The 21,636-nt window shown below is 33.6% G+C and carries 15 protein-coding genes; 9 read left to right on the plus strand and 6 right to left on the minus strand.

All coding sequences use genetic code 11. The annotated features are described in order from the left end of the window. Positions 1-542: 542 nt before the first annotated feature. From AC1DCD_RS06965 to AC1DCD_RS06980, 4 genes are all read right to left on the minus strand, one after another. Positions 543-2,111, minus strand: a complete 1,569-nt coding sequence (locus tag AC1DCD_RS06965) for a peptide chain release factor 3 (protein ID WP_036856668.1) — start codon at positions 2,109-2,111, stop codon at positions 543-545. A 102-nt stretch (positions 2,112-2,213) separates the two neighbouring features. Further along, positions 2,214-3,083 (minus strand): dTDP-4-dehydrorhamnose reductase, encoded by an 870-nt coding sequence (rfbD, locus tag AC1DCD_RS06970; protein WP_036856667.1) that lies wholly within the window; start codon positions 3,081-3,083, stop codon positions 2,214-2,216. A gap of 13 nt (positions 3,084-3,096) precedes the next feature. Further along, on the minus strand, positions 3,097-3,708 hold the full coding sequence (locus AC1DCD_RS06975) for a DUF4924 family protein (protein ID WP_036856666.1): 612 nt from the start codon (positions 3,706-3,708) through the stop codon (positions 3,097-3,099). A 28-nt stretch (positions 3,709-3,736) separates the two neighbouring features. Continuing rightward, a complete protein-coding gene (locus AC1DCD_RS06980; protein WP_036856664.1) occupies positions 3,737-4,411 on the minus strand; it encodes a LysE family translocator in 675 nt (224 codons plus the stop codon). A gap of 135 nt (positions 4,412-4,546) precedes the next feature. Between AC1DCD_RS06980 and AC1DCD_RS06985 the strand changes: the two genes are divergently transcribed. The 4 genes from AC1DCD_RS06985 (at position 4,547) to fmt (ending at position 9,170) form a co-directional block, all read left to right on the plus strand. Next, the gene (locus AC1DCD_RS06985) at positions 4,547-5,524 is read left to right on the plus strand and encodes an ROK family protein (RefSeq protein ID WP_019036145.1); all 978 of its coding nucleotides are present in this window, start codon (positions 4,547-4,549) and stop codon (positions 5,522-5,524) included. A gap of 172 nt (positions 5,525-5,696) precedes the next feature. Continuing rightward, positions 5,697-6,266 (plus strand): L-threonylcarbamoyladenylate synthase, encoded by a 570-nt coding sequence (locus tag AC1DCD_RS06990; RefSeq protein ID WP_464640953.1) that lies wholly within the window; start codon positions 5,697-5,699, stop codon positions 6,264-6,266. A 21-nt stretch (positions 6,267-6,287) separates the two neighbouring features. Next, positions 6,288-8,102, plus strand: a complete 1,815-nt coding sequence (locus tag AC1DCD_RS06995) for a chloride channel protein (protein WP_464640955.1) — start codon at positions 6,288-6,290, stop codon at positions 8,100-8,102. Positions 8,103-8,147: 45 nt separating this feature from the next. Beyond that, the gene (gene fmt / locus AC1DCD_RS07000; RefSeq protein ID WP_036856663.1) at positions 8,148-9,170 is read left to right on the plus strand and encodes a methionyl-tRNA formyltransferase; all 1,023 of its coding nucleotides are present in this window, start codon (positions 8,148-8,150) and stop codon (positions 9,168-9,170) included. 97 nt (positions 9,171-9,267) lie between these two features. On the opposite strand, the gene AC1DCD_RS07005 is transcribed toward fmt, so the two are convergent. Further along, on the minus strand, positions 9,268-10,269 hold the full coding sequence (locus AC1DCD_RS07005; protein WP_464640957.1) for an acyltransferase family protein: 1,002 nt from the start codon (positions 10,267-10,269) through the stop codon (positions 9,268-9,270). Between the two features lie 392 nt (positions 10,270-10,661). Between AC1DCD_RS07005 and AC1DCD_RS07010 the strand changes: the two genes are divergently transcribed. The 5 genes from AC1DCD_RS07010 (at position 10,662) to AC1DCD_RS07030 (ending at position 19,415) form a co-directional block, all read left to right on the plus strand. Then, the gene (locus AC1DCD_RS07010; RefSeq protein ID WP_464640959.1) at positions 10,662-13,391 is read left to right on the plus strand and encodes a carboxypeptidase-like regulatory domain-containing protein; all 2,730 of its coding nucleotides are present in this window, start codon (positions 10,662-10,664) and stop codon (positions 13,389-13,391) included. Beyond that, complete coding sequence (locus AC1DCD_RS07015; RefSeq protein ID WP_019036149.1) at positions 13,388-13,771, plus strand: hypothetical protein; 384 nt, start codon at positions 13,388-13,390, stop codon at positions 13,769-13,771. Before AC1DCD_RS07010 ends, AC1DCD_RS07015 begins: the two co-directional genes overlap by 4 nt. Positions 13,772-13,810: 39 nt before the next feature. Beyond that, positions 13,811-15,280, plus strand: coding sequence for a DUF6850 family outer membrane beta-barrel protein (locus AC1DCD_RS07020; RefSeq protein WP_464640961.1), 1,470 nt, complete (start codon positions 13,811-13,813; stop codon positions 15,278-15,280). Positions 15,281-15,315: 35 nt separating this feature from the next. Further along, a complete protein-coding gene (locus tag AC1DCD_RS07025) occupies positions 15,316-16,542 on the plus strand; it encodes a DUF4876 domain-containing protein (protein ID WP_464643467.1) in 1,227 nt (408 codons plus the stop codon). Positions 16,543-16,604: 62 nt separating this feature from the next. Next, positions 16,605-19,415 carry a M16 family metallopeptidase gene (locus tag AC1DCD_RS07030; RefSeq protein WP_464640965.1) on the plus strand — a complete coding sequence of 937 codons (2,811 nt, stop codon included), beginning with the start codon at positions 16,605-16,607 and terminating at the stop codon, positions 19,413-19,415. Between the two features lie 111 nt (positions 19,416-19,526). On the opposite strand, the gene htpG is transcribed toward AC1DCD_RS07030, so the two are convergent. Further along, positions 19,527-21,581, minus strand: coding sequence for a molecular chaperone HtpG (gene htpG / locus AC1DCD_RS07035; RefSeq protein WP_464640967.1), 2,055 nt, complete (start codon positions 21,579-21,581; stop codon positions 19,527-19,529). Positions 21,582-21,636: the final 55 nt, after the last annotated feature.

Below are 21,636 nucleotides of genomic sequence, written 5' to 3' on the forward strand. Positions count from 1 at the left end.
GGCTATGTAATTCCCGCTATTAGGGCTTACTCGGGACTTCCACCCGTTAGAAAATGCTCATGCCGAGCGTACAATAATAAATGAGGCACATTAGTATAAAAAATAATGTGCCTCATTTTTTTTATGTGAACTTGTTTATAGATAGAATTTCATAGCAGTACATATAAAAAACATATATACAGGAAAGTATTAGTTTATAGTATAACGGTAAACAAAGGCTTTTTTGATAAATAAAAATAGTCGTTGATAGAAGGATAAAGAATGTATAAGGACTAAAAATAAATTATTTTTAGTCCGTTTTTAATTTATTTTTGTATTAAAAATAAATTATTTTTATTTTAAGTAGGTGTTATTTTCCCTTTTTATATATGATGTATCTTAACCCTAAAACTTATTGTTTCTTTTTAATAGTGTATATATCTTTCATATTACTCAAGAGATTTCCTAAGAGTAACAATTCTATATGTGTTAATTTAATAGATGTGTTATTAAAATCTTAAATGCCTTTTGCACAGGATTAAGCAAGATAAATATATTTAAAATTAAAACTCACTGGTAAAATGGAACTTGATATGTTCAAAGTCTTGCTGTGCCATGCTAAGAACATAGCCGGAGTCTGCTAAGAAGACATCTCGTCCCTCTGTATCTTTTGCCATGTATTGATATTTGCGCTTTTTGAAGTTTTCAAGTTCTTTTTCATCGTCAGCTTCTACCCAACATGCTTTATATAGGTGGACAGGTTCCCAACGACATTTTGCGTTATATTCGTGTTCTAAGCGGTATTGTATAACTTCAAACTGTAGCTGACCCACTGTGCCTATGATGCGACGGTTGTTAAACTGGTTAACAAACAGCTGTGCCACACCCTCATTCATAAGCTGCTCAATGCCTTTTAAGAACTGTTTAGACTTCATAGGGTCGTCGTTTTCTATGTATTTGAAAAGCTCAGGAGAAAAACTTGGTAAGCCTTTAAAATGTATGCGTTCGCCCTCTGTGAGCGTATCGCCAATTTTAAACACTCCACCATTATCGGGCAAGCCTACAATATCTCCGGGATAAGCCTCTTCTACTGTGTTTTTACGTTGTGCCATAAACTGTGTTGGCGAAGAGAAGCGCATAGTCTTATTATTGCGGACATGTAGGTAAGGCTGATTTCGTTGAAACTTACCAGAGCATACTTTGCAAAAAGCTATGCAAGAACGGTGGTTAGGATCGATATTGGCAGTTATCTTAAATATGAAACCAGTAAACCGCTCTTCTTTAGGGTCTACTATTCTTTCTTCGGCTTTAACAGGTCGTGGGCTTGGAGCTATCTCTACAAAGCAGTTAAGCAACTCTTGTACACCAAAATTGTTTAGTGCAGAGCCAAAAAACACAGGTGCTACTTCTGCTTTACGATAGCTTTCTTTTTCAAACAGAGGGTATACTCCTTCTACAAGTACTAATTCTTCACGTAGCTTTTCTGCAAAATCGGTTCCCACCTGCAAGTCGAGCTCTTCAGAATTGATGTCCACTTCCACTTTTTGTGTAACACGTTGTTTGTTAGGTGTGAAGAGATTAAGCTGCTTTTCGTAAATGTTATATACTCCTTGAAATCGTTGTCCTTGTCCAATGGGCCATGACAGCGGGCGCACTTTAATGTGTAGTTCTTGTTCTAACTCGTCAAGGATATCGAAAGGATCGCGCCCTTCACGATCCATTTTGTTAATGAATATTATAACGGGAGTGTTGCGCATACGGCATACTTCCATGAGCTTTCGTGTTTGTGTTTCTACACCTTTTGCAGCATCGACAACGATAATGGCAGAGTCGACAGCGGTGAGAGTACGATAAGTGTCTTCAGCAAAATCTTGGTGACCGGGGGTATCAAGTATGTTTACTTTATAGTTGTTATAATCGAACTCCATTACAGATGTCGACACAGAGATGCCACGTTGTTTTTCTATATCCATCCAGTCCGATGTAGCACTCTTCCTTATTTTATTACTTTTAACAGCTCCTGCTACTTGTATTTGTCCTCCAAAGAGTAAAAACTTTTCAGTAAGTGTGGTCTTTCCAGCATCAGGGTGAGAAATAATAGCAAAAGTGCGCCTACGTTGTATTTCGTTCATATTGTTATCTAATATGTTCTTATAGTTTTTATATATATGTTTTATATTATATATCTTGTATTCTTTGTGGCAAGTTTATATGCCTTATAGCAAGAATAAATGTTATAATTCTGAGATACATTTTTTAAGTGAGCTAACCCAGTATGGTATCTTTAAGCCAAATGTATCTTTTATTTTTGTTTTATCCAGTACAGAATATGCAGGACGTTTTACATTAGAGGGAAACTCATTGCTATGGCATGGAAGTATTTCACAAGCAGTATTACCCGAGAGCTCGGCTATTTTTATGGCAAAGTCGTACCAGCTGCAAACACCTTCATTAGAATAGTTGTATATTCCTGTATGGTTTTCATAGAGTCTATGTTCTATGATATTAAAAATAGCTTCAGCCAAATCGCCTGCATAGGTAGGTGTGCCACATTGGTCGAACACTACTTTTATTTGTGGTTTATTAGCTGTAAGATTAATCATAGTCTTTACAAAGTTATGTCCAAACTTGCTGTAAAGCCATGCTGTACGTATGATGATATGTTTTACCTTAGTGAGTTTTATTTTTTCTTCCCCATGCAGCTTAGTGAGCCCATATACTCCTGTTGGCGTACCTTCTTGGTTCTCGAGGCATGGAGTGTTGTAAGGGTCGGCACCAAAAACATAGTCGGTACTTATATGTATGAGTAGCCCCTCTACCTCTTTCATAGCTTTAGCAAGGTTTTCAGGGGCAGTGGCGTTGAGTGCTTCTACTATGGGTCCTGCAGTTTCGGCAGAATCTACATTAGTCCATGCAGCACAATTTATTATGCACCTTATGTCTTTTTCTTTTACTATTTTACGGATAGCATCAATATTTGTAATATCCAGATGGATGTAACCTTCACATATATCAGTAAAGATATAGTTGTCTTTACTTTTTTTAGATATTAATTGTATTTCGTTACCAAGCTGTCCATTAGCTCCTGTTACAAGAATATTCATGTTGTGTGTGTTTTTAGTTTTGCTGACCAAAGTCTATTCCTTCTGTTTTGTCTTTTATATAATAGTCGGATAACATTCCTATGAAAGTAGTTATCTCTTTAAGTGCAATATTAGTTTCTGAGGTAATTTCCTTTTTTTGCAAACGAAGCATCATCACGCCATATAATAGGTCAAAGCATGTTTCTATTTCGCTATGAGATAAAGTAGCAGCAATTGGTTTTAGGTTTTCATCACCTTTGCGTGCCATAGTGTCGGCTACTCTCTTTGTTTTTCCTCTGAGCTCTACAATAAAGGGCAATACGCGATAATATTCTGCTGAATAGAAAGGAAATTTAGAAGAGTGTAATAGCTCAAAGTGAAGCTCTGTGAGTGCTTGCATAACAACTTTGTTTATTTGTAAGTGTCCAGATTTTGTGCAGCCTTCTTGCTTCATCATGCGCACTAAATTGCCAAACCAGTCTTCCTCATCTTCTTTTTGCTCTTCTGTATAGTTAAAGCTTTCTATATATTCTTTACGGATGCGTGTGAGAGAGCAGTCGTATGCTCGTATAACATCTTCTATTTGCCACATATATAGCAAATACTCTGCAATGCTTTTTTTACGTAATTGTTTAGCAACAAACATAATTTATTTTGCTTTGAAAGTGTAGTTTTTAATAAAAGGAAGGAAGATGATATAGATTGAATATTATTCCAAACAATATAATTAAAGAGAATAATATAACTATAGCTCCAATAATCTTGTTTATTATGATAATTCCTTTTTTGTTAAACTTTCCTTTAATTTTACTAATAATCCATGTAAGACCATACCACCACATCATAGCCCCTATGGGTATGGCTATAAAACCTGCTATCATCTCAAAAGTGTGTGCAGGCTGTATAAAGGCAAATTGTGCAAAGGTGGCCATGAAAAGAAATATAATAAGTGGATTAGAAAAGGTTACAGCAAAGGCTGTTAAGCCGTTATGAATAATACTTCCTTTACTTTTGCCAGACTTGTGCATGTTCTTAGTAGGGTCTGAAATGAAGCAATAAATGCCAAATAAGAGCAGCAGTATGCTGCCTACCATCTGTAATATGAATTGGTACGAGGGATTAGATAAAGGTTTCATTATAAAGCTCATGCCAAAACCTACTATGAGCGCGTATATAACATCGCTTAGGGTAGCTCCTAAGCCTGTAATAAAACCATACCAACGCCCTTTGTTAAGTGTACGCTGTATACAAAGTATACCAACTGGCCCCATAGGAGCTGAGGCTATAATACCTATAAGAAGACCTTTAAAAATAAAATCTAATATATCTAACTGAACAGGAAAATCCATTATTGTTATTATAATTGAACTGCAAAATTGCGAAAAATATGTGAGATAGGCAAAAATAAGCATTAAAAGTTTGTAGACTTAGGCTTTTTTTCTACCTTTGCGAAAAGATTTTTTTGAACTAAAAACTACAGCAATATGGAAATGCAAGAACAAAAACCTTTTGTAATAGGGTTAGATTTAGGCGGTACTAATGCCGTTTTTGGTATTGTTGATCAGCGTGGTCATGTGTTAGCTACCAATTCTATCAAGACTCAGGCATATAAGACAGTAAACGATTTTGTTGACGCTGGTATAGAAGCTCTAAAGCCTATTATAGCTAAGGTGGGAGGTATAGACAGCATCAAAGCTATGGGAATAGGTGCTCCTAATGGTAATTTTTATCGTGGTACAATAGAGTTTGCACCTAATTTGTCATGGGGTCATACAGGAATAGTTCCTTTAGCAGATATGTTTGCTAAACGGCTGAATATTAAGGTAGGCTTAACTAACGATGCTAACGCTGCGGCTATTGGTGAGATGCAGTACGGAGTGGCTCGTGGTATGAAGAATTTTATTATGATTACTCTTGGAACAGGGGTAGGCTCTGGTATTGTTGTTGATGGTAAGATAGTATATGGTTCTGATGGTTTTGCAGGCGAATTAGGTCATGTTATCATGGTGCGCGGGAAGGAAGGCCGTAGCTGTGGTTGTGGTCGTTTGGGCTGTTTAGAGGCTTATTGTTCGGCTACAGGTGTGGCACGTACAGCTCGTGAGTTTTTAAAGAAGTCGGAAGAATATTCTCTCTTACGTGAGATGAATCCTGAAGACATTACTTCTCTTGATGTTTCTATTGCAGCAGGTAAGGGCGATAAGATAGCTCTTGAGGTATATTCTTTTACGGGTAAGATGCTTGGTGAGGCTTGTGCTGACTTTGCTAACTTCTCTTCTCCAGAAGCATTCATCTTCTTTGGTGGGTTAACAAAAGCTGGCGATCTTATTATGAAGCCTATAGTAGATACTTATAGAAAGAGTGCTTTGCTTATCTTTAGAGATAAGCCAAAGTTTTTAGTAAGCTCACTTGATGACGCTGCAGCAGCTGTATTAGGTGCTTCTGCTATAGGTTGGGAGCTTTAAGAAATTTGTTTATTTTCATTCATAGTAAGCCTCTTTGATGAGAGGTATATTTTTAAAAGCGAAAAGTATATACTTATAAAAGTATTTTCTTTTCGCTTTTTTTATTTTGCTCTTTCGTTTTGCTCTTTCGCTTTTTTATTTTATCTTTGCGTGTATTTATATTTTTAAGAGTATGAAAAGAGAAGATGATATAAAGAAAGCAATAGAAGTAATGCGAAAAGGTGGCATAATCCTTTATCCTACTGACACTGTTTGGGGTATCGGTTGTGATGCTACTAATGCTGATGCAGTGGCAAAGGTTTATAAATTAAAACGTAGAGACGATTCGAAAGCTCTGATTTGTCTTGTCGATTCGGAAGATCGTTTGCAAAGATATGTAAGAAATGTTCCTCAGGTGGCATGGCAACTTTTAGAAGCTGTTACAAAGCCTACAACACTTATACTTGATAATGCAGTCAATTTAGCATCTAACCTTATAGCTGAAGATGGATCTATAGGTATGCGTATTACTAACGAGCCTTTCTCAAAAGAGCTTTGTTACCGTTTTCAGAAAGCCATAGTAAGTACTTCTGCAAATATTAGTGGTGAGCCAGCAGCGCAAAATTATCGTGATATTTCACAAGAGGTATTAAATGGAGTAGATTACGTTTGTTTTGCACATCGTCAGGAACATGAGCCCCACACACCTTCAAGTATTATAAAATTGAGTAAAGATGGTACTGTAAATATCATTCGTAAGTAAAACATAAACTTCCACATCCAAATGGATATTTTGGAAAATAGTAGTACTTCAAAGCATTTAGGCATAATAGAACGTTTTGATAAATGGCGGTCAGACTTTATCTCTGATAAGCAGTTTGTATATATTCTTGCGTTTTGTGTAGGCTTTTTAGCTTCTGTGGCAGCATACGTTCTGCACACGATGATACGTGAAATAGAAGCTCTTCTTACTTCAGGCTTTAAGATTACCAATGTTAACTGGCTTTATTTACTTTATCCGGTTATAGGTATATGGCTTACTTCTTTGTTTATAAAATATGTGGTTAGAGATAGCATTTCTCATGGTATTACGAGAGTGCTTTATGCTTTAGCTACTAATAAATCGAAGATAAAAGGTCATAATACATGGTCTTCTATAGTAGCATCTGCAATAACAATAGGGTTTGGAGGGTCTGTAGGAACAGAAGCTCCTATTGTTCTTACAGGTTCAGCTATAGGTAGTAACTTGGGAAAGTTATTTAAGTTAGAAGATAGAACCTTAATGCTGCTTGTTGGCTGTGGTGGTGCAGCTGCCGTTTCAGGCATATTTAAAGCTCCTATAGCAGGTCTTGTTTTTACGCTTGAAATACTTATGGTAGATCTTACAATGGCTTCGCTATTACCAATATTGATAGCTACTGTAACGGCTACATGCTTTTCTTATCTTTTTACAGGAACTTCTCCTATGTATGCCTTTCATGTAGATTATGAATGGCAGCTTAACCGCATTCCTGCAACAATACTATTTGGTGTTTTTTGTGGCTTTTTATCGCTTTATTTTATACGCGTGATGACATGGTGTGAAAACTGTTTTGGCAAGCTTTCTAAATATCCTTACACCAAGCTCCTTGTTGGTGCTTTGATATTGTCGTCTTTAATATTCTTATTTCCATCTCTTTATGGTGAGGGATATAACTGTTTGCGTGTGTTTATAGAAGGTAAGACTATAGAAGAGTGGCAAACTGTTATGCGAGGGTCTTTGTTTTCAGGCCATTCGCAGCTATTAGTATTGTATGTAGGGTTAGTTATGATGACAAAAGTGTTTGCCACAAGTGCTACTAATGGTTCGGGAGGCTGTGGAGGAACGTTTGCTCCTACACTTTTCATAGGTGGTTTTGCAGGATTTTTCTTTTCTCGTATATGGAATATGCAATTGATAGGTTTGTATGTTCCTGAAAAGAATTTTGCTCTTTATGGCATGGCAGCCTTAATGTCGGGGGTGATGCATGCTCCGCTAACTGGTATTTTTTTGATAGCTGAGCTAACTGGTGGCTACCAGCTTTTTATACCATTACTAATAGTAAGCATTAGTTCTTACCTAACTATAAACCTATTTGAGCATCATAGTATTTATGCTATGCGTTTAGCAAGGCAAGGTAAGCTGCTTACCCATCATACCGATCGTTCAGTGCTGACACTTATGACAATGGATAAGATGTTAGACCGTAGCTATACCCCTGTTCACCCAGACATGGATATGGGTAAGCTAATACAAGTTATAAGTGGTAGCTATACAGATTATGTCCCAGTATTAAATGATAGTGGGGTGCTAGTGGGGGAAATAGATATAGTAAAGATACGTCATGTATTGTTTCGTACAGAGCTATACCATCGTTTTATAGTAAGCCAACTGATGACACCGCCTTTAGCTACGCTTGGCGTAAACGATCCTATGAAAGATGTAATGAAAGTGTTTGAAAAAACAGGTGCCATCGCCCTGCCGGTGGTAGATGTAAATAATTGCTTGGTAGGCTATATATCGCGAGTAAAACTCTTTGATAATTATCGTAAGCTTGTGGCTGATTATAGTACAGAATAGTAAGAAAGAAACTGTTATTTAACAATTTTATTAATATAGACATTGATGAGAAAAGAAGATCTTCGTATTGTTTTTATGGGTACTCCAGAGTTTGCTGTAGAGTCGTTGAAATCATTGGTAGAAAACAATTTTAATGTTGTAGCAGTGGTAACACAGCCAGACAAACCTGTAGGTAGGCATCAGGACCATTTACAGTCTTCACCTGTAAAACAATATGCCTTAGCTCATAATTTGCCAGTATTGCAGGCAGAAAAGCTAAAAGAAGAGCAGTTCCTTTCTACGTTAAGAGCTTATAAAGCCGATATACAAATAGTAGTAGCATTCAGAATGTTACCAGAGGTAGTATGGGCTATGCCTCGTTTGGGTACGTTTAATGTTCATGCTGCTCTTTTACCACAATATCGTGGAGCAGCACCGATAAATTGGGCAATTATAAATGGAGAGAAAAAGACAGGTGTTACTACGTTTTTTTTAGATAAGAATATAGATACAGGTAGAATGATACTTCAGCGTGAGTTTCCTATACCTGATGAGGCTGATGTAGAATATGTTTATAATGGATTAATGCGCTTGGGGGCAGAAATAGCAATAGACACGGTTAGTTATATTTTAAAACAACTTCCAGATAACTGTTTGGAAGGTATAAACTTTTCTAAAGTACTTGATAAGATAAGTACTCCTCAGGTTAATGAAGAATCTCTTCATAAAGCTCCAAAAATATTTAAGGAAACATGTCGTATTTGTTGGAATGCAGAAGCAAAGAAGATTTATGATTTTGTGCGTGGTTTAAGTCCATATCCGGGTACTTGGACTACGATGCTATTACTTGATGATGATCTTAAAACATCTAAGAATAATATTGTTTTAAAGGTGTTTAAAACGTCAAAGACAATGCGTATAGCAGAGTCCGAGCCAGGTACCTTGTTAGTAGAGAAGGGCCATTTGTATGTAAATACTACCGATTATCTTTTAGAACTGCTTGATATGCAGCTACCAGGCAAAAAGCGCATGGATGTAAAATCGTTTTTAAATGGTTTTAAGATGATAGATCACTACAAGTTAGAGTAATGGCTTAAGTTATCTTTTTATTATATATTAACTGCGCTAAAAGATAGTTGTCCTTGTAATTTACAATGTGATCTGGAATAAAATTTAAATAGCAAGTTTAAGAATATTGTCCTCCAAAAAACAGCAAGTTTACTATTTTTATTTTACTTAGTATTAATACAAAGCTATAGCTTATTAACAAACCTACAATACCTATAAGTGGGCTTACTATATAATCATATAAAGGGAAATCGGCTCTTGAGATAGGTGTTATTTTAAAAAACATTCTTCCTATTTGTTCTATTAAGAAAAATTGCATTACAAATATTCCTAAAGTATATTTTCCTATATCACCAAGTTTTGTTAAAATATAATTATTTCCATATTTTTTTGAAAAGAACATAACTATTCCTATGATGGTAAAAGAACCTGTTAAACCTATTAAATATTCATATGCTATAAGTAAAGGATAATTTATTAAAAGTTTATATGTAAAAGGCATATATAGAGTAGGATTTTTAAAATAGAACAAAGTGCAAAAGCCAAAAATAACGCTACTCAGCGGTGTTATCCACCACTTAAAGCTCCCCCCCTCTATAATGTATTTTCTACAGAAATATCCTGTCCAAAACATCGGTAGAAGGCTGTTTATGCTCATGATGTAGCCTTTAGGAATTATTATAAAAAGTAAGGAGGTTGTTATGGCAAGATATATATCTGGAATATTCTTTAGTCGTTTAAATAAATATACAATAAGATAGCATATAAATAAAGTTTTTAAAAACCATAGTAAAGCAATAGCTATCTCTATAAGCATATTTATATCAATAACAAAATGGCATATTATTATATGATATAATGATAGTATAACATAAAATGTTATAAATGGTAAAAGTAGTTGTTTTGCTTTTGCTTTTATAAAAGGTATAAAAGGCAATTTAAAGGAATTTATAGAAAAGAAGCCACTTATAATCATAAAAAGAGGCATATGGAACAAGTATATTATGCTGCGCACATTGCTTTCTGTTCCAATAGTAAGGTAATAAGCGTGTCCTATACATACTAAGCATATAGCAACAAATTTAGTAATATCTAAGTATAATATACGTTCTTGTTTCATTATTTGACAAAAAAAATTATATAGTACTAACTTTCATTAGCATTTTTGTAGCTGTAATAGAAAAAGTTATTTACTATTTTATAAGATACATAATTGTATAGAGTGCTATTTTAAGAGTTGTAGATATTATTACTCTTATTGCAAAGGTACAAATAATATAAGTAATAATAGGCTTTACCCTAAAAGAAAGTTTGTTTTTATTTCTCTTTCTTTTTTTATTTATATAAGCAATAACAATAGTTAGTATAAATAGAGTTAGATATTTTTCTTTGTGTAATGATACCATTATACATTAGTGTAAAAGTTGTTTTTAAAGAGGGATTTACTTATTTTTAGGTATTTCCTAAAGGTTTTTGTATGCTTACCTTTACACCTTTAAAAAGGATTGGTAAATGAAACGAACAAGAATATTATTTTTTATATGTTGTATTTTTAACATACTAACTATTTATGCGCAGAATAGAATAAAAAGTCTTGTTCTTGAGGAGTCAACTAATCAGCCTGTTATAGGAGCTACGGTAATGTTAGAAGATAGCAAACGTGTACTGGCAGTAACCGATGAAAATGGGCAGTTTTATGCTGAAAATATTCAGGGTAAAACTATTCGTATAAGTTATATAGGCTATAAGCCTTTGATAGTAAAAGCAAAAAGGAATGCTACCTATTATTTAGTAGGCGATACAAGTGCATTAGCAGAGGTAGTAGTAACAGCACAAGAATCTCAAGGATTAGTAACGGCTTCTACAATAGGCAAACAAGCTATGGAGCATTTGCAGCCATCAAGTTTTACAGACTTGTTAGAATTGTTGCCGGGTGGTCGTTCTTTAGATCCTAATTTGAGTGTTCCTAATTGCATTCGTTTACGCGAAGCAATGCCTTATGGAAGTGTAAATTACAGTACATCTTCGTTAGGGACAAGTTTTGTGTTAGATGGTGCTCCTATATCAAATAATGCTGATAAGCAATATATATCAGGAGCATGGGAGCCACAAGTAACTAATAGGACATTTATAAATAAAGGAGTTGATATGCGAGCTATATCAACAGATGATATAGAAAAGGTGGAAGTGGTACGTGGAATACCTTCTGTAGAATATGGAGATCTTACATCAGGCTTGATAAAAATAGAACGTAGGCATGGGGGACATGATACTAATGCTCGCCTGAAATCAGATATGAGTAGTAAATTGTTTTATTTAGCCAAAGGTTTTGAGTTAGGAAAGCTATGGACACTTAATCTTAGTGCAGACTATTTAAAAGCTAATAACGATCCTCGTAACACCCTTGAGGGCTACTCTCGTGTAACTTTTTCTCTTAGGAGTGATGTAAAGTGGAGAAAAGAAAGCTATAATATAAGGTGGGCAAATAATTTAGATTATAGCGGTTCGTTTGATGGAGAGAAGTTAGATCCTGATCTTAACAAAGGTAAACGTGATATATATAAGTCAAGTTATAATCGTTTTGCTTTTAATACTTCATTGAACTTTATTTTACAAAAGAAGTTCTGGCTAAAAAGTGTGAACGCTGTTGTTTCAACAAGTTATCAACACAATTTTACTTCACGTTTGCGCTTAGTGCAACTATCACGTATGATGCCTGCTCTTTCTACTACAACAGAAGGAGATCATACTGTTTCTATTTTACCTTATACCTATTATGGGCAACATGACGTAGACGGGAAACCGCTTAATGTGTTTGGTAAAGTGAATGTTCATTTACAAATTCCACTTTATAGAATAAGCAATAATCTTTTATTAGGTTCTGATTTTTCCTTAGATAAAAATTATGGTAGAGGACAAGAGTTTAATCCTTTAGCTCCACTTTATACTGGTACATCTGTAAGACCACATAAGCTATCGTTAATACCTGCAATGAGCATGATAGCTTTTTATGGTGAAGAAAAATTACAGCTTCCAATTGCTCGTAATATATTCTTTTTAGAAGGAGGTGTTAGGATTAGTCAGATGCTTAATTTGTCAAGGGTATATGCTATGCATGGGCAATGGTATGCCGACCCTCGTATAAATATAGGGTGGTTATTCCCACAAATAAACATAGGAAAACGTACTATTAATATACGCTTACATGGAGGGATAGGGCAGCACACAAAGTTTCCTACTATGGATTACATATATCCAGATAAAAACTATTTAGATATTATTCAGTTAAGCTATTATCACCCTAAGGAATATTTAAGGACAATTAATGTGCGTACATTTGTACTTGATGTGACGAATAAAAATATACATCCTGCTTGTAATCTTAAATGGGAAATGGGTACAGATATAAGTTTTGCAGGTAATAAGCTGTCTGTGATATTTTTTCATGAAGACATGAAAGATGGTTTTCGTCCTAATATTATATATAGACCTTATAGGTTTAAGCAGTTTAACACATCTATAATAGATGGTAAAAATATAACAGCACCTCCAGATGTAAATAATCTTCCTTACACAATGGAACAAGAACTGTTAGGATCGACAGAATATTCAAATGGTAGCAGAACGTTAAAGAAGGGTTTGGAATATACTTTTTCTACTCGGCGCATTCCTTCTCTATATACTCGATTAACTATAAATGGAGCGTGGTTTAAAACTATTTATACCAATTCGCAATTAGTAGCTTATCGTCCATCTGAAGTTATAAATGGAAAACAAATACAGTATGTGGGCTTATATAGAGATAATGATGGTTTGAAAACAGAAATGGCAAATACTAATTTTACGTTCGATACCAATATTCCTAAGCTTAGATTGGGGTTTTCGTTGTCTGCTCAATGTCTTTGGTTTACATCTTCACAGCGTTTACCTTTAAGTAATGAGCCAGAACGATATATGGACTCTGATGGAACCTTACACGAATGGAAAACAGAAGATAAAGATAATGTTTTCTTATATTATCTTATTCGTAATCATAATGAAAAAGAATATATTAAATATACAGTGCCTTTTTCTATGAATTTAAATTTGAAGGTAACAAAGAAGTTATTGAATGATCGTTTAAACATAGCTATGTTCTGTAATAGAATGTTAGATTATACACCAGACTATAAGCAGGATAAAATAACTATTCGACGTAGTGTGCGACCTTATTTTGGATTAGAAGTGAACTTAAAGTTATGAAAAGATATTTTTTTATTATATGTTTTGCTTTTATTGCTTGCATATTAATATCGTGTGATAACAGAACAGAAGAATATATGGCTAACGTTACAATTATTGTAAATTGTGATGACGCTAAAGATATAGATAGAATTCAGGCTACAGCTACAATTACTAACTTGAATAGTAAGCAGGTATTTAGGTCAGTAAAGTTTATAAAAAATACTCTTACAGAAGTGGTTTTACGTGGTGCATATAAGATAACACTTGATGGAGTAATACGTTATATTGATAAAAATAATAAAGTTAGAGTACGAACGTTTCGTAGTACAACCAATTTTGTTAGTATAACAGGGAGTAATGATACTCATCTATTAATGCAAACTATATTTACCGACTAAATGAGACATCTTCGTTTTTTACATATTATCTTTTATATAATGTATGCAACAAGCTATAGTGTTGCACAAGATTCTGCACGTATAGAGCGGGCTACTTTAAAAGAAACAAGTTGGCAAAAGGATTGGGAAAATCCTGCAAGTTATGGAGATACATATAAATATAATCTTTCCGAACTTACACTTACAGGCAATTTTAAAAGTAGCACATCTCCTTTTATTCTTGAAAATGGAAAAGGAAATAAAGATATTGAGGCAAAAGTAATATCATATCTTCATCTTAATAAGCATATAACCGTATGGGGTAATGCTTCGTATGTTGCTGGGCATAGGTTAAATGTAAGCTGGAATTCTACTGCCGACTATAATTTGCTTGCACCATATATACTTGCCGATTCTGTAGGAGGGGATACAGAACGTGAAAGATACAATTTCTTAGGAGGGTATGCCAGAAGATCAGGGAACTGGAGAATTGGAACAGAATTACAATTTCGTGCAGAACAAGAATGGAGAAGGCAAGATCCACGTATGAGGGGGATTGTTTCAGATTTAAGTATTAAGCTGGGAGCTTCTTATTTATTAAATAATTATAGTATAGGAGTAGTAACTTTAGTAAATATCTACAAACAATCTACAGGTGTAGACTTTTATAATGAATTGGGAGGGGTGCCAGAATATATCATGACAGGATTAGGAACATATTATAAACGCTTTTCAGGTACTAATACAAATATTAGTTACAAGGGGAAAGGTGTTGCTTTCTTATTTTCAGTAACACCAGTTTTAGAAAAAGGATTTTTTAGTAAAATAAGCTATTCTAAACAAAGTTACAATGAAATATCTGATGAGTATAACTCATTACCATTGACAACATTTAACAATAACAAAGCAGTAATAATAATAGGATATAATTTTAAAAAAGCAAGAAATATGTTTTCTATATATGGATATTATAAAGATTTACAAAAGCATGGTATAGAGCATATAGCTGGCGATGCAAAATTGGGAGACTATCCCATAATAGCTAATCTTACAATGTATAAGCATTATATACGAACAGCTTATCTTGGGGCTAAATATATTGTGAGAACGCAAAGTGAGTGGACTTTTGGAGGTAAAGTGGGTTTTGTTGATAATAACTCCAAATATATATATCCGTATAGGGAAATAGGTGTTTCCCATTTCTTTAGTGAGCTTTCAGTAAATTATATATATTCTTTTGCAAAGCAATGGTTGTTAGATTGTGGAGTTACAACTATTTATTTTAGAAAAAGTAATAACAAAATAGATATGCCATACGCAGATATAGAAAAGTCTTTTGTTAAGTATATAAACTATAACTATGCTCAATTGAAGAGTAACACGGCAGAGTTAAAAGCCAATATGCGTATCGATTACAAGTTAAAAAATTCTCGCTATGGTGTTTTTGCTGATATTTATGGCGGTATAATATCTAATTCTGAACATGTGAAAGGTGTAACAACAAGTCTAACATTAGGTTTGCGGTTTTAAAATAACAAATTAATAATAATTCAAAGAAAATGAAAATGACAAAGAAAGTTTTATTTAGTATTACGTTGCTGCTTAATTTATGTTTCTTTTTAGTATCTTGTTCTACCGAGAACGAGCCTGAAACGGTATCTAAAACATCTGTAAAAATTAATCTTGAAACACCTATTAATATTCAGGTGAAAGAACTAACAAACACAGTTGTTTTGCTTACAAACAAGCAGACAAAAGAAGTTTATAGTATAAAAGATTTTAGTAAGACTGAAAAAGGTTATACAGCAGAGCTTAAGGAAATACCTGTAGGTTCTTATTCTGTTAAAGCTTCAGGGAAATTAACTTATGAGGCAAATGGAAAAGAGGCGTTTATGGAGGTAAACAGTGTAAACGAAAACGTAGAAATAGCAGGAAATAGTGCTAATGAGATAAGCCTTTTATTAAATGGGTACACCGGGAAAGAAGGTTTTGTTATATCTGAAATATTTTTCCGTGGCACACAAACTAAAGCAGGTAAACCTTATTTTGCCGATCAATATATTAAAATAGCTAACAATACAGATAAAGTAATGTATGCTGATAGCTTAGTTATAATGGAATCTATTTATACAAATGGGAACAAACATGAATATATTAAAGATTATAGAAATGAAGGTTTCGCAGCTCAAGCTATATATATGATACCGGGTAATGGTAAAGATGTTCCTGTAAAACCGGGTGAAACATTATTATTGGCTTTAAATGCTAAAAATCATAAAGCTGTAAATCCAAATTCTTTCGATTTAAGTAATGCAAACTTTGAGTTTTATGATGTTTCTACCAATATTGTTAAAGATGAGCAGAATGATAATGTAAAGGATCTTGAGCGCTTGTTTACCTATTCAGCATCTATTTTAGTATTGAATATGAGCGGTGTTAAAGCGTATGCAATAGCTAAAATACAAGGCTCAAAGGACGACTTTTTAAAAAATTATAAGTATGCAGCTCAATATCATAATGAAATCAATGGTAAGCTGATGACGCAACAGGCTTATTTCGTTCCTTCTCTTTGGGTTATTGATGCTGTTAATGTAGATATGAAGGATAATCCTCATGATTGGAATATTATACCTGTTTCTATGGATAGCGGCTATACTTATTGTAATGATAATAAAAAAGATAAGAGCGGAATAGGTACTGCTGTAGTACGTAAAAAGAAGAATGGTAAGTATGTAGATACTAATAACTCAACTGAAGATTTTATTCCTAAAGCTACACCAACTGTAAAATAGAAAATGTAACTCCTTCTCTAAAAATATAATTAGAGGAGGGTAGTTTATAAATAAAACATATTATGATAAAGTTTTTTTTAGCCTTATTTTTCTCTACGTTATTGCCATTATCCGTGTCTTCGCAAAACGTAGAGGCAGATAAGTCTTATAGAATAGGGAAATTAAGCAATGGGCTTACTTATTATTTAAAATATAATGCAAAGGAAAAAGGATTAGCCGATTTTTTCATAGCACAGCGTGTAGGGTCCATTCTTGAGGAGCCTCGACAGCGAGGATTGGCACATTTTTTAGAGCATATGGCATTTAATGGCACTAAACATTTTCAAGGAAATGGAAAATCACTTGGCATTGTGCCATGGTGTGAAACCATTGGCGTAAAATTTGGTGCGAATCTTAATGCTTATACAAGCGTAGACCAAACAGTTTACAATATTTCAGCTGTACCTATTATGCGTGAAGGAATAATAGACTCTACTTTGTTAATTCTGCATGATTGGAGTCATTTTTTATTGCTTGAAGATAATGAAATAGACAAAGAGCGTGGTGTTATTCATGAAGAATGGCGTACGCGCCGAGCAGGAATGGCTATTCAACGTATGATGGAACGTGTTATGCCTACTATATATAAAGGAACAAAATATGAAGATTGCCTCCCTATAGGGTCAATGGATATTATAGATAATTTTCCTTACAAAGACTTACGAGATTATTATCTAAAATGGTATCGACCAGATTTACAGGCTATTATTATTGTAGGAGATATTGATGTGGATAAGATGGAGCAAAAGATACATAGTGTCTTTTCTGATATTCAAAAGCCAGAAAATCCTGCTAATAGGATATATTATCCAGTACCTGATAATAAAAAAATGATAGTTGCCATTGATAAAGATAGCGAACAGCCTATAATGCTTGTTACTCTTTATATGAAACAAGAAACAACTCCTGACAGTGAAAAGGATCTTATATTAACCCAACGTAAAAAATATTTAAGTTCTTTGATTATAAAAATGCTTAATAACAGATTAAGTGATATAAGAAAACAATATAAGCCACCTTTTCATAGTGCTTCTGTAAATGATGGGAGCTTTTTTATATCAAAAACAAAAGATGCGTTTTCAGTGTCTTTCGGATGTTTACAAGAAAATGTAAAAGGCTCATTCGATGCTGTTATAGGAGAAGTGGAGCGTGCACGGCAAAACGGATTTACAATGAGCGAGCTACAACGTGCAAAAATTACTTTGCTTAAATCTGTAGAGCATAGGTATGCAGAGCGGAAGGAACAGCGTAATCGTACTTTTGTAAAAAAGGCTTTGCAAAATTTTTTGGATAACGATCCTATCATGTCCATAGAGTATTATTATAAGCTTATACAAACTTTTAATGCACAGGTAACTTTATCAGAGGTTAATAAGGAAGTAGCCGAACTTATATCAAATAAAAATCAGGTACTTACTATTTATGCCCCATTAAAAAAAGATTTTCCTATTGCAGATAAAGAAACATTTGAAAAATATGTACTTGATGCTCAATCGAGGAAATATAAGCCTTATAAAGAAAAGCCATTGCATGAAAAGCTTATAAGTTTCTTACCTAAGAAAGGAAAGATAATAAAAGAAATAGATTGGGATAAATTTGGGGTAAAAAAACTTATATTAAGTAATGGGGTGGAAGTTTATATAAAGAAAACTTCTTTCGCAAATGATGACATAAGTATGCGTTTTTATGGTGAAGGTGGTACATCTTTATATCCCGACTCAGATGCTATTAATTTTCCGATGCTTTCAAGTGCTATCGTTAATGCAGGAGTAGCTAACTTTGATAAAGTAAAATTGGATAGAATACTTAATGGAAAAAATGTTAGAGTATCTCCTAATGTTGGCGTTGAGACGCAGGCTATTAATGGAAGATCGTCGGTAAACGATGTTGAAACTATGATGCAACTAACTTATCTTTATTTTACATCCCCACGTAAAGATTTAAAGCAATTTAGAAGCAGTATAGAGACTATGCGATCTTTTTTAAAGAATCGTGAGGCTAATCCACAAGTAGCTTATAATGATTCAGTTTCGGCTATTCTTTATGGAAATAATCCACGAGTACAACCTATGAAAAGGAAAGATCTTGACCGTATTTCATATAGTAGGATATGGAAAATTTACACAGAACGTTTTAGTGATGCTTCTGCTTTTAAGATGGTTTTGGTGGGAAATGTAAGTATGGAAAAGTTGCGCCCATTGCTTTGTAAATACATTGCTACGTTACCAAGCAAATGGAAACACAGTGTGGCTAAAGATAGTTATCCTCAAGTGCGCAATGTGAATGAAACGCATATCTTTATGAAGAAAATGAATACTCCTTCTGCTTTAGTAAATGTTTTTTATACTTTTAATGAGCCTTTTAATGTTAGAACAGATGTTGCTCTTGATGTGTTAAAGCGTGTCCTTACAATAGCTTATACTGATTCTGTACGTGAAGAGAAAGGTGGAACTTATGGAGTGAGAGTGCAAAGTAGATTAGATAATACTTCGAAGCCACGTGGACTTCTTAAGATAAGTTTTCGTACAGATCCTAAAAAATACGAAATGTTGATACCCATAATATATAAACAAATAGAAAATATAGCTAAAAAAGGACCTTTAAAAGAAAGTTTGTCTAAAGTAAAAGCATATTTAATTAAAGCATATAACCAATCTATACAGACCAATGATTATTGGGATTATGTCATTTATAACCGTTTGCGTCATAATATAGATTTCTTTACTGATTATAAGAAGATAGTAAATAATATTACCTTGCAGGATATACAATTAATAGCAAAAGATATATTGAAGTCTGATCGTAGAATAGAAATTACAATGATATCTGAATAGAAAAGAAATAGAAGCAAACTTTTATACATAAAGATAGGTATAAAAATTAACTCCCTATTTCCTTTATAATTAAGAGAATAGGGAGCTAAAATATAAAAGTAAATGTAATATTTATTTAATCATACTTACCGATCGTTTTATAAAGTTGTCTAGATCTTTGCCCTGAAGCATACCATTTTGTAATAGAGCAAGATCTATAAGCTGATGAATGGCAGAATTATCTTTTGCAGCATTAGCTATAATCTGTTTTTGCTTTTCGGTTAATTCTGTGATATTCTTTCTTGTATTCTGCAAATCTTCTTTTTCTTTTTCTGGAATATCTTCTGCTTTTTTATCTTTTTGAGCTTGTTGTAAAGCAGCTTCGCGAGCTTTTTGTCCCTTTATTTCACTATTGATAGGTTTTAGCTCATTATCTGTTTTAGCAGAGATATCAGATAAAATCTGTTTTATAAGAGTATGATCGATATTTAACACAATATTGTAAGAGTCTGGCATTTGTCCATAGAAAGCCATTCCTTGTTGGAATTGACTCATTTCTTTCATACGCCGCATATACTCATTTTGAGTAATTAAAATAGGCATACAGCTATTACCCATAGCTTGTACTTCTACAGAAAAACTACGTTTTTCATTTACAGGTATCTGTGAGCTAAATGCATTTGACAACTTGTTGTTATCTTCCTTTGAAAGGTTTTCTTTATTATCATCTCCTTTAGGAATAATTCTATCTATTATATCAGAGTCTACGCGTACAAAACGACTCTTCTCCATTTTTTGCTCTAACATAGATAGAGTAGGAACATCTATTTGTCCATCTGCTAAGATAACACTATATCCTTTTTGCTTTGCAGCTTCTATATAAGAAAATTGCTCTTCTTTATTATTAGTGTAAAGATATACTAATTGCCCATCTTTATCAGTTTGGTTATCTTTAATAAGAGTTTTGTATTCGTTAAGAGAAAAATACTTACCTTCTGTATCTTTTATAAGGGTAAAGTCTTTTGCACGTTCATAGAAATCTGATTGTGATAACATACCATAATTTATAAATAATTTAAGGTCGTCCCACTTTTGTTCATACTCTTTACGGTTATCCTTAAAAATACTATTTAAACGGTCGGCAACTTTTTTCGTAATATAAGTAGAAATTTTCTTTACATTAGCATCACTTTGTAGATAAGAACGGCTAACATTTAGAGGAATGTCTGGAGAATCTATTACGCCGTGTAGTAATGTGAGGAATTCTGGTACAATCCCTTCCACTTGGTCTGTAACAAATACTTGATTACAATAAAGCTGGATCTTATTACGCTGTAACTCTATATTATTCTTTATCTTAGGGAAATAAAGAATGCCTGTTAGGTTGAAAGGGTAATCTACATTTAAATGGATCCAAAACAATGGATCGTCATTCATAGGATGTAGAGTTCGATAGAACTTTTGATAATCTTCATCTTTCAAGGTAGAAGGTGCTTTTGTCCAAAGAGGTTCTACTTTGTTTATGATATTATCCTCATTAGTTTCAATTGTTTTACCATCTTTCCATTCTGTCTTTTTACCGAAAGCTATTGGTATTGCCATGAACTTGCAGTATTTATTAAGTAATTCTTCTATTTTAGCTTTTTGCAAGAATTCCTTACAATCATCATCTATATAAAGAATAACGTCACTACCGCGGTCAGTTTTTTCTATTTCTTCTATACTAAATTCAGGACTGCCATCACAACTCCATTTTACAGCTTTAGAACCTTCTTTATAGCTTTTTGTAACTATTTCAACCTTTTTAGAAACCATAAATGTAGAGTAGAAACCTAATCCAAAGTGTCCAATTATAGCTTCTGCTTTATCTTTATATTGTTCTAAGAAATCATTTACACCAGAGAAAGCTATCTGATTAATATACTTATCTATTTCTTCAGCTGTCATGCCTATACCATGGTCGCTTATAGTTAAAGTGCCTGCTGTTTCATCAAGTTTTACATGTACAGTAAGATCGCCTTGTTCTCCTTTAAAGTCGCCAGTTGCAGCTAAAGTCTTTAATTTTTGTGTAGCATCAACAGCATTTGAAACTATTTCGCGAAGAAATATTTCATGATCTGAATATAAGAACTTCTTAATAACAGGGAAAATGTTCTCTGTGGTAACTCCGATATTTCCTTTCTGCATATTTTTATGTTTTATGTTATTTTTTATATTATGTAATTCTAAATACAAATATTGT

Source organism: Prevotella sp. C0209C1, from assembly GCF_056583855.1.

Coding starts and splice junctions, on each gene's coding strand:
- AC1DCD_RS07005 (WP_464640957.1), bottom strand. CDS start 10,269: ATGAAACAAGAACGTATATTATACTTAGATATTACTAAATTTGTTGCT.
- AC1DCD_RS07015 (WP_019036149.1), top strand. CDS start 13,388: ATGAAAAGATATTTTTTTATTATATGTTTTGCTTTTATTGCTTGCATA.
- AC1DCD_RS06990 (WP_464640953.1), top strand. CDS start 5,697: ATGAAAAGAGAAGATGATATAAAGAAAGCAATAGAAGTAATGCGAAAA.
- AC1DCD_RS06980 (WP_036856664.1), bottom strand. CDS start 4,411: ATGGATTTTCCTGTTCAGTTAGATATATTAGATTTTATTTTTAAAGGT.
- AC1DCD_RS06975 (WP_036856666.1), bottom strand. CDS start 3,708: ATGTTTGTTGCTAAACAATTACGTAAAAAAAGCATTGCAGAGTATTTG.
- AC1DCD_RS06995 (WP_464640955.1), top strand. CDS start 6,288: ATGGATATTTTGGAAAATAGTAGTACTTCAAAGCATTTAGGCATAATA.
- AC1DCD_RS07020 (WP_464640961.1), top strand. CDS start 13,811: ATGTATGCAACAAGCTATAGTGTTGCACAAGATTCTGCACGTATAGAG.
- AC1DCD_RS06965 (WP_036856668.1), bottom strand. CDS start 2,111: ATGAACGAAATACAACGTAGGCGCACTTTTGCTATTATTTCTCACCCT.
- htpG (WP_464640967.1), bottom strand. CDS start 21,581: ATGCAGAAAGGAAATATCGGAGTTACCACAGAGAACATTTTCCCTGTT.
- AC1DCD_RS07025 (WP_464643467.1), top strand. CDS start 15,316: ATGACAAAGAAAGTTTTATTTAGTATTACGTTGCTGCTTAATTTATGT.
- rfbD (WP_036856667.1), bottom strand. CDS start 3,083: ATGAATATTCTTGTAACAGGAGCTAATGGACAGCTTGGTAACGAAATA.
- AC1DCD_RS06985 (WP_019036145.1), top strand. CDS start 4,547: ATGGAAATGCAAGAACAAAAACCTTTTGTAATAGGGTTAGATTTAGGC.
- fmt (WP_036856663.1), top strand. CDS start 8,148: ATGAGAAAAGAAGATCTTCGTATTGTTTTTATGGGTACTCCAGAGTTT.
- AC1DCD_RS07010 (WP_464640959.1), top strand. CDS start 10,662: ATGAAACGAACAAGAATATTATTTTTTATATGTTGTATTTTTAACATA.
- AC1DCD_RS07030 (WP_464640965.1), top strand. CDS start 16,605: ATGATAAAGTTTTTTTTAGCCTTATTTTTCTCTACGTTATTGCCATTA.